The sequence below is a fragment of the Hominisplanchenecus murintestinalis genome (genome assembly GCF_943193015.1).
GTDB classification, from domain to species: domain Bacteria; phylum Bacillota; class Clostridia; order Lachnospirales; family Lachnospiraceae; genus Hominisplanchenecus_A; species Hominisplanchenecus_A murintestinalis.
The window spans coordinates 1-7,412 of record NZ_CALPCM010000071.1; the positions used below are offsets into that span (position 1 = coordinate 1).

Here is a 7,412-nt window from a genome sequence, read left to right on the forward strand (position 1 = left end):
ATGCGAGAAGGAAGATGGAAGTGATGTGCGCCAGGTAAGGCACGAAGAAGAGAGGAAAGAAGATGGTACAGAGGAACAGGCAGAGATATTATCCGGGAACCAGCACGGAAATAACAGCACCGCTCTTTATCTATCAATGCGCCTGTGGGCGCAGGGAATGGTTCACGTCCCCGGAACGCGTAACACCGGAATATAAATGCCCGGTGTGCGGTCGTCCGGGAGTGCGCCAGGTAGCAGCGGGAAAGGAGTAAAGACATGGGTCAAAGGCTGACATTAAGGCAGATGGAGGAATTTTATCAAAAAATGAAGGCAGCAGAGCTGCCGGAAGCAGGAACATGGTCAACCATGCCACATAACAGGGATATGGTACTAAATTATCTCGGACAGATGATTGACGAACTGGAGTACATAAAAAAGAAGTCGCTGAAATTGAAAGAGGACACAAAAAAATAGCTGGTACACACTGGGAACGCATACCAGCCGCCCATGATGCATCATTATGATGACCACAAAACACTTGTTACCATAATACATCATGGGCGCGGAAAAGTCAAGGAAAAACGGCGGATTACATGCCGTTTTAGTACTTGATAAAGATATTAAAGTTAGGACATGATGCTATGGCTGTGAAGAGAAAAACATACAGGTACAGAGATGGGGACATCATCGATGTAGAGGAGTACCACGATGGAAGGTATGGCGCCCCAGGGGAAAAGAGGGAAAAGAAAACAAAGCCGACAGCGGAGCAGATGCGCCGGATCAATGCCCAGAACAAAACGAAGAGGGCAAGGCAGAGGATGCTGCTCTACATAAAAGACGGTGATTACTTCGCGACATGGACATACGCCAGGGAGAAAAGACCGCCAGACATGAAAGCCGCGCTGAAGGATTTCCAGAACGCAATGAAGCATGTGCGCAGGGAATACCGGAAGAAGGGGAAAGAACTTTTCTGGTTCCGCAACATTGAACGCGGCACAAAAGGCGCATGGCACATCCATCTTGTCATCAATGATATAGGGGATACAGCGGGGATCCTGACGGATGCATGGACAAAGGGGAGCGTCTATATTTCCAGGATACGGAACAACCCTAAAGTGTATGACGAAGATTTCACAAAGCTCGCAAGCTACATGACAAAGGATGAACACACCGTACACGAGAAAAAGGACGGCACGGCGGGAAAACCCAGGATAAGGGAAGCAAATTATAATATATCCCGGAACATGCCGCTGCCGGAGCCGAAACCAGACAAGCTGCTCCGGTGGAAGAAAGAAGCAAAGCCAAAGAAAGGGTATTACATCGCCCACATATACGAGGGCAGGAACCCGGTAACAGGGCACAGGTACAGGAAATACACCATGATACGCCTGGAAAGCAGGGGAAAGGAAAAAAACAATGGCAGCAGGACGAAAAAAAAGAAAGAAACACATGCCAAGCATCCTCCAGGACAAAGAGGACAAGAGGTGCTTCCTCTGCATGATGGCCGGGGATTACAGCATTAAGAGTGTGCAGGAGCATCATATCATTATGGGCACATCAGGACGCGCAAAATCAGAAGAGCTGGGGCTGAAAGTGAAACTCTGTGAAAACCATCATATATACGGCCCTGAGGCAGTGCATAACAACGCACAGAACCGCCGCACCCTGGAGAGGGCAGCGCAGGAAGCGTATGAACACACTCATACCCGCGCTGAATGGATGCAGGAAATAGGGCGCGACTACTTACAGGCACCATCCCCGCAGGGGGAGGTAATATATCACAGCAGCTATTGGAAAGCACGCAGGGGAGGGGGCTGACGCCCTCCCGGAAAGGAGAAGAATGGGAGGATTAAAGGATTACGAGAGAGGAAGGAATGACGGCCTTGCCCTGGCGGGGAAGATTGTACGCCGTGGGGGGATTGAAGAGCTGGAAAAAGAAATGAAATTCCGCGGAGTGACAGGCATACACACGGCAATCGCAAAGAAAGAACTGGAGCAGGCGACTATGGCAATCAAGGAAATGACACTGGATACCATGCTGCTGCTGTCAGTGGCCGTCCTCCATGATGAATTTGGGTTCGGTGGGAAACGCTGCCAAAGGTTCATTGACCGGGCAAACCGGATAGCGGGGAGCCTGGCGGACGACATGGCGACATGGGAAGATTACCGCAAGATGGTAAAGGAAGAAATGGGGATTGAGATGGTAATCCGGTACAACCGATAGGAGGGCATAGCCCTGCAGGAGGGAAACATGTGGAATGTAAGCATTAACAGTCTGGTAATGGCAGGGGAGGCAGCGGCAACACTGTACGCATATGACAGACAGGGGGTCTTAAGGAAGAAAAGCGAAGTCAGGATTGCAAGGGAAGGGATGGGGAAACACAAGTCTGAGCTGGCCGTCATCCTGAAAGCCTTGCGGGAAATCCGGTTTCCCTGCCGCGTGACATTAAAACCCACACAGCCAGCCATCACAGACGCCATTGCGCAGGGATGGGCGGCAGGATGGAGGAAGCGCGGATGGAAAACAGCATCAGGAAAGACACCCAGGGAGCCGGAACTGTGGGAGGAGATACTGGAAGAATTAGATAAGCATGAAGTGAAAGCAGAATAGGACACAGCGCACAGGGAGTGTGCTGGAAGATTAGCAGAAAGGAGCCAGCCTCCGGCCGGGGCAAGGACATGTCGGGCTTCTGGAAACGATGGATTATAAGGAATTTTTACAGACAAAGATTGAGATAGCACAGGAAAGCGGGTTCGAGATAACGGCAGATGATCTGAACCCGGCATTAAAGCCCCACCAGCGGGAAGCGGTGGCGTGGGCGTTGCGCGGGGGGATGCAGGGCGCTGTTTGAATCCTTCGGGCTGGGAAAGACAGCGCAGGAGCTGGAATACTGCCACCAGGCTGTAAAGCATGAAGGGGGGGCAGGCACTGATTGTCCTCCCTCTTGGAGTAAAACAGGAGTTCACACGGGACGCCGTGGAGCTTCTTGGATATGAAAAGCCCGCGTACGTCCGAAAAATGGAAGAAGTGTGGGCGGCAGCAGGAAAAGAGATATTAATAACTAATTATGAACGTGTCAGGGATGGGGACATAGAGCCGGGGTATTTTAAGGCGGCATCGCTGGACGAAGCGAGCGTCCTGCGCTCTTTTGGAAGCAAGACATACCAGGAGTTTCTTGAAAAATTTAAAAGCGTGAAATATAAGCTGGTAGCAACCGCCACGCCGTCCCCAAACAGGTACAAAGAACTGATCCATTATGCAGGGTATTTAGGCATCATGGACACCGGGCAGGCTCTTACAAGGTTCTTCCAGAGGGACAGCACAAAGGCGAACAACCTGAACCGTCTGGGCTGGACAGAACAATGCAAGGATGGCTCTAAGATGGGAGTCGGGTGCCCGGAATACATCCTGCTTTTCCGCAAGCTCCCGACAGACCGTTCGAATGCTTATGCAGACGAGCCGGTAAAGAAATCCAAAGAAAAATATAGCCGGGGGCAGTGGCAGCTGGACGCACATGGATACTGGCGCAGCTCTGGCGACAGACTGGTATCCAAAGAGGAATTGAAAGATGTCCCCGTAAGCAGCTTGCAGTCAGTATACAGGGAATACAGCCGGGAAAATGTCTATTCCTACCAGGAACACGTAGAACTCGCAAATGAACTGGACAAAGACGGGAAACTCCCGGCGTCATTCATGGTAATCGCCCCAGGGAGCTGGAACACGCTGGAGGTATGGGACGACATAAACCGGATGAACACGCTGAATACCACTCAGAGCCGCAGGCGGAAACAGATGCACGTCTGTCCACTGCAGATAGACATTGTGGAGAGGGTCATCAACAGGTTTTCAAATAAAGGCGATACTGTGCTGGATCCGTTTGGAGGGCTGATGACCGTCCCGATGGTGGCCGTGAAAATGGGGCGGGAGGGCTATGGGATAGAGCTGAACCCCGATTATTTCCGAGACGGCGTAGGATACCTGCAGGCGGCGGAGGAAGCGCGGGAGGCGCCGACACTGTTTGATTTCATAGGAGAAGGGAAAACCCAGGAGGAAAAAAGATGAAAGGACGCACGAAAAGGGAACCATCGCTCCCGCCTGAAATGAAATACCGCCCAGACACAGTAAAACCGGGCGATACCCTTATTCTGTATGGGAAAGAGAGGGATGAAGAAAAGAGCGCGAATGCAGTAAAAATAGTGAAACGGGAACTGCGGGTAATCAAGCCGCACCCGAACTATATATTGTGCGTAAGCCCGAAAGGCATCCGGGAATGCCTTATGTACCACGACTTGGAACAGTATACAAAGCCGGAGGGAGTATATTCAGAATATTATTTGGAAAAGAAACTGCGGAAAACAGCATTGCAGGCGGGGAGGGCAGAATGAAGATATACATATCGGGGGCTATAACGGGCACAGATGATTATATGGAGCGGTTCAGAGAAGCAGAAGAAAAGCTTACAGCAGCAGGACACCAGGTATATAACCCGGCATATGCCAATTCATTCATGCCAGAAGGGACTACATATGAAGAATACATGAAGGTAGCATTCACGCTCCTTGAAATAGCGGACACTATTTATATGCTGGAAGGATGGCAGGACTCCCGCGGAGCAAACCGGGAATATGGCTATGCCGTAGCAAAAGGCTATACGATTATGGAAGAGCGGCGACAGCGGCGAAAAGGAGATTAACAAAAGCCGAACGGCAGCAGGACAAAATAAAAGGAAAATGGAGGACAAAAAAATGCGTGCGAAAAAAGATGCAGAAAGGCAAGGAGAAATGAAGTACGAGCAGTTAGATATATTTTCCTTTATGCAGCCGCGACAAGCAGAAGAACCGCCAATACTTTTATCCAAAGGGCAGGAAGTTTATCTTGTTAATAAAGGAGATGTAATAAAATGTACAGTTTGCGATGATGAAAACTCGTGGATATGTGGAGGAAATAACAGGGGTTACAGACTTGTCACAGAAGGAGGGAGATATGATTGTACATGGAATAGTGCGATTTTAGGAAAGGAAGCATTTACTAATTATGATAGCGCAAAGGAGAAAGCCAATGAATACCTAAAAACTCATGACGGAATCATTCTTGCGGCAAACATAAAGCCGATAAATACAGTTGCATATTCATGTGTAAGGGATTGTGGTAACGGAGAGAAGATAGCGTTTTATTGCGATTTAGGTAATGATATGTACTACATAAGCGAATTTATGACATATCATCACATCTGTAAAGGAAAGAAAGCGGTCAGGAAATTCATGGGGCAGCAGGCGTTTAAGTATAACAACCCAAAGGAAATCAGCGGCTTTATTCCCGTCTTTAAGAACATGTATAAGTGCACAGAACAATCGGATTGGGATTATGCAGAGTGCAGCTACGTTTGTGCAGTCGGGGAACGAATTTAAAATGGTATAACTTCCCCCTGAATCCGCCTTACAATATCATTAGAGGATTTAGGGGATTGTGGAGGGAAATATGGAGAGATTGACTGAAAGAGCAGAAATTGATAAATGTCCGGGAATTTGGGTGAAAGAGGGATTCGCAAACGAGGGGAACAAGACGTGGTTTAACGGATATGCCGAGGGGTATTCAGCAATAAACAAGTGCGCTGATTATGAGGATTTAGAAGAACAAGGCAAACTTCTGAAACCGCCTTGCGCGGCGGGGGATACGATATATCATGTTTGTATTCCTAAAAATGATGAACCGCAAATAATCGAAATGAAAGTCGGTTGTGTTGAACCATGCGGAGCAATCAGAAACTATAAGGGAACGTGCGAAGTCTGGAATGTATATGCAGAAACGGATTACACAAAAGCATATTTTAAGTTCTTTGATTTCGGTAAAACCGTTTTCCTCACCGGAGAAGAAGCCGAAGCTGCATTGAAAGAATTATGAACATCCGAACAACAATAAACAAACTCCAAAAAGCACTGATACAGCGAGGATATATCTATAAAATTTGGAAGGTCAGGGAAAATAATCATGGATTTTATGAACGAACGAATAACTGAGGATGCAAGAGAAGAATTTGCCCCATCACGTTATGGATTGAAAAGTAAAAATGATTCAATAGTTAAACCGTACGGCACATATGAACTGTTCTTTGAGATTACTTTTCAAGTACTGCAAAAGCTTGGGGCATATGAGGATATAGGAACGCCGGAAGAATGTAGAAAAGCAATGGAAAGGCAGAGGGGGAAGAATCCAGTCAAAGACGAATATAACCATGATTGCTGCCCGACCTGCGGTTGGGTTGTCTACCAAGAAGAATATGGGGGCAGATACTTACCACATTGCGAAAACTGCGGCCAGGCTATTGATTGGGATAATTAAGTGGTTTGTGGGAGAATGGGGGGGGAGGAAGAATGAAATATAAGTGCATAAAAGAAATGTGCTTACCGAAGTGTGATGGTGATGGCTTTGAAATTCCAAATGAATACGGATTTGTGACAGTCGGCAGTATTTGGGAAAGAGACGATAGAGGAAACCTTATTGGCGGCGATGTACATATGGATTCACTGGATGATGATTCTGATTTTGGATGGATAGAAATGCCGCTTGATGACTTGAAAGAGAATTTTGCATTGATTGAATGAAATCGGTGAGCGTATAGGCGGTGGGACATTGACTGTTTCGCGCCGATGCAGAAAGGAGGCAGGAAAAACATGCACACGAAAAGAAACCCGTACATAGACCGGGCGAAGCACTGCATAGGGCTTGACAGGAAGAAGCCATACATCCGGCACGGGAAGAAGTTTTACCGCCCATACCGTAATTATTTTGCCACTGGCAGGGATTACGAGATTTGGGAAATGATGGAGTCTGCCGGATATGCGAAACGTGGGGAACAGAACCAGCATGGAGGATATACATTCCATCTAACCCGCGCAGGGCTGGACTGGCTAGGCAAACAGCTTGGGATACATATCTATGACGAGGGAGAAGATACATGACAGCGGAACAGAAACGCCGGGCGGCCGCAAGGAAGGACGCTGCCGCCCGGCGTAACATACCACGGGTGGCATACTGGCACATGGCGCACAGGCCGTACCGGGTGAAGGGAGGGGACAGGAGTGACGGAAAAGGAACTTTTACAGATAGGAAAGAATAACCGCAGGATGGCGCAGCTTAAAGAAAAGTACAGGGAACTCAAATATGATAATGGAATCGGCAGCAGGACACAAGACGGGATGCCACACGGACAGAGCACGTTCAATACTTCCATGAATTCAGTAGAGGAAATGTATGATGTCGAGCTGGAGTACAAGGAACTGTATTACAAGAACATGAAACTGATACAGCGCGCCAGGTCATACATAGAAACAATACCCGATTGGGTAATACGCCTCATCCTGACACTGAAATATATCAATACCCTCCCTGAATATGAAGTAGCGGCAGCAATAGGAATAACCGAGCAGGAATG

17 protein-coding genes are annotated in these 7,412 nt (G+C 48.2%); all 17 read left to right on the forward strand.

Translation table 11 applies throughout. The features are described from left to right. On the forward strand, positions 1-196 hold a 196-nt coding region (locus NFR99_RS14085), incomplete at its 5' end, for a hypothetical protein (RefSeq protein WP_251353960.1). A 59-nt stretch (positions 197-255) separates the two neighbouring features. Next, complete coding sequence (locus NFR99_RS14090) at positions 256-453, forward strand: hypothetical protein (RefSeq protein WP_135975665.1); 198 nt, start codon at positions 256-258, stop codon at positions 451-453. A gap of 167 nt (positions 454-620) precedes the next feature. Further along, positions 621-1,502: a rolling circle replication-associated protein gene (locus tag NFR99_RS14095; RefSeq protein ID WP_251353961.1), complete on the forward strand. Its 882-nt coding sequence runs from the start codon at positions 621-623 to the stop codon at positions 1,500-1,502. Continuing rightward, entirely contained in the window at positions 1,477-1,797 is a 321-nt protein-coding gene (locus NFR99_RS14100) for a hypothetical protein (RefSeq protein ID WP_251353962.1), read from the forward strand. Before NFR99_RS14095 ends, NFR99_RS14100 begins: the two co-directional genes overlap by 26 nt. 22 nt (positions 1,798-1,819) lie before the next feature. After that, positions 1,820-2,203, forward strand: coding sequence for a hypothetical protein (locus tag NFR99_RS14105; RefSeq protein ID WP_135975663.1), 384 nt, complete (start codon positions 1,820-1,822; stop codon positions 2,201-2,203). 27 nt (positions 2,204-2,230) lie between these two features. Beyond that, positions 2,231-2,590, forward strand: coding sequence for a ribonuclease H family protein (locus NFR99_RS14110; RefSeq protein WP_135975661.1), 360 nt, complete (start codon positions 2,231-2,233; stop codon positions 2,588-2,590). 88 nt (positions 2,591-2,678) lie between these two features. Further along, positions 2,679-2,831, forward strand: a complete 153-nt coding sequence (locus NFR99_RS14115) for a hypothetical protein (RefSeq protein WP_251353963.1) — start codon at positions 2,679-2,681, stop codon at positions 2,829-2,831. 59 nt (positions 2,832-2,890) lie between these two features. Beyond that, a complete protein-coding gene (locus NFR99_RS14120) occupies positions 2,891-4,042 on the forward strand; it encodes a DNA methyltransferase (RefSeq protein WP_251353964.1) in 1,152 nt (383 codons plus the stop codon). Next, complete coding sequence (locus tag NFR99_RS14125) at positions 4,039-4,365, forward strand: hypothetical protein (protein WP_168354762.1); 327 nt, start codon at positions 4,039-4,041, stop codon at positions 4,363-4,365. The genes NFR99_RS14120 and NFR99_RS14125 overlap by 4 nt, the downstream gene beginning before the upstream one ends. Next, positions 4,362-4,673: a DUF4406 domain-containing protein gene (locus tag NFR99_RS14130; RefSeq protein ID WP_168354761.1), complete on the forward strand. Its 312-nt coding sequence runs from the start codon at positions 4,362-4,364 to the stop codon at positions 4,671-4,673. Before NFR99_RS14125 ends, NFR99_RS14130 begins: the two co-directional genes overlap by 4 nt. Before the next feature lie 52 nt (positions 4,674-4,725). After that, entirely contained in the window at positions 4,726-5,388 is a 663-nt protein-coding gene (locus NFR99_RS14135) for a hypothetical protein (protein WP_251353965.1), read from the forward strand. A 70-nt stretch (positions 5,389-5,458) separates the two neighbouring features. Further along, the gene (locus NFR99_RS14140) at positions 5,459-5,881 is read left to right on the forward strand and encodes a hypothetical protein (protein ID WP_251353966.1); all 423 of its coding nucleotides are present in this window, start codon (positions 5,459-5,461) and stop codon (positions 5,879-5,881) included. An 87-nt stretch (positions 5,882-5,968) separates the two neighbouring features. Continuing rightward, complete coding sequence (locus NFR99_RS14145; RefSeq protein WP_251353967.1) at positions 5,969-6,319, forward strand: hypothetical protein; 351 nt, start codon at positions 5,969-5,971, stop codon at positions 6,317-6,319. 32 nt (positions 6,320-6,351) lie between these two features. Beyond that, positions 6,352-6,582 (forward strand): hypothetical protein, encoded by a 231-nt coding sequence (locus tag NFR99_RS14150; protein ID WP_251353968.1) that lies wholly within the window; start codon positions 6,352-6,354, stop codon positions 6,580-6,582. 69 nt (positions 6,583-6,651) lie between these two features. Further along, on the forward strand, positions 6,652-6,939 hold the full coding sequence (locus NFR99_RS14155) for a hypothetical protein (protein WP_251353969.1): 288 nt from the start codon (positions 6,652-6,654) through the stop codon (positions 6,937-6,939). Beyond that, positions 6,936-7,097, forward strand: a complete 162-nt coding sequence (locus NFR99_RS14160; RefSeq protein ID WP_251353970.1) for a hypothetical protein — start codon at positions 6,936-6,938, stop codon at positions 7,095-7,097. The genes NFR99_RS14155 and NFR99_RS14160 overlap by 4 nt, the downstream gene beginning before the upstream one ends. Beyond that, positions 7,060-7,412, forward strand: a 353-nt coding sequence (locus NFR99_RS14165) for a hypothetical protein (RefSeq protein WP_251353971.1), incomplete at its 3' end; no start/stop codon positions are given. The genes NFR99_RS14160 and NFR99_RS14165, both read left to right, overlap by 38 nt.

Coding starts and splice junctions, on each gene's coding strand:
- NFR99_RS14135 (WP_251353965.1), top strand. CDS start 4,726: ATGCGTGCGAAAAAAGATGCAGAAAGGCAAGGAGAAATGAAGTACGAG.
- NFR99_RS14150 (WP_251353968.1), top strand. CDS start 6,352: ATGAAATATAAGTGCATAAAAGAAATGTGCTTACCGAAGTGTGATGGT.
- NFR99_RS14160 (WP_251353970.1), top strand. CDS start 6,936: ATGACAGCGGAACAGAAACGCCGGGCGGCCGCAAGGAAGGACGCTGCC.
- NFR99_RS14145 (WP_251353967.1), top strand. CDS start 5,969: ATGGATTTTATGAACGAACGAATAACTGAGGATGCAAGAGAAGAATTT.
- NFR99_RS14095 (WP_251353961.1), top strand. CDS start 621: ATGGCTGTGAAGAGAAAAACATACAGGTACAGAGATGGGGACATCATC.
- NFR99_RS14125 (WP_168354762.1), top strand. CDS start 4,039: ATGAAAGGACGCACGAAAAGGGAACCATCGCTCCCGCCTGAAATGAAA.
- NFR99_RS14140 (WP_251353966.1), top strand. CDS start 5,459: ATGGAGAGATTGACTGAAAGAGCAGAAATTGATAAATGTCCGGGAATT.
- NFR99_RS14130 (WP_168354761.1), top strand. CDS start 4,362: ATGAAGATATACATATCGGGGGCTATAACGGGCACAGATGATTATATG.
- NFR99_RS14110 (WP_135975661.1), top strand. CDS start 2,231: ATGTGGAATGTAAGCATTAACAGTCTGGTAATGGCAGGGGAGGCAGCG.
- NFR99_RS14105 (WP_135975663.1), top strand. CDS start 1,820: ATGGGAGGATTAAAGGATTACGAGAGAGGAAGGAATGACGGCCTTGCC.
- NFR99_RS14090 (WP_135975665.1), top strand. CDS start 256: ATGGGTCAAAGGCTGACATTAAGGCAGATGGAGGAATTTTATCAAAAA.
- NFR99_RS14155 (WP_251353969.1), top strand. CDS start 6,652: ATGCACACGAAAAGAAACCCGTACATAGACCGGGCGAAGCACTGCATA.
- NFR99_RS14100 (WP_251353962.1), top strand. CDS start 1,477: ATGATGGCCGGGGATTACAGCATTAAGAGTGTGCAGGAGCATCATATC.
- NFR99_RS14120 (WP_251353964.1), top strand. CDS start 2,891: ATGAAGGGGGGGCAGGCACTGATTGTCCTCCCTCTTGGAGTAAAACAG.
- NFR99_RS14115 (WP_251353963.1), top strand. CDS start 2,679: ATGGATTATAAGGAATTTTTACAGACAAAGATTGAGATAGCACAGGAA.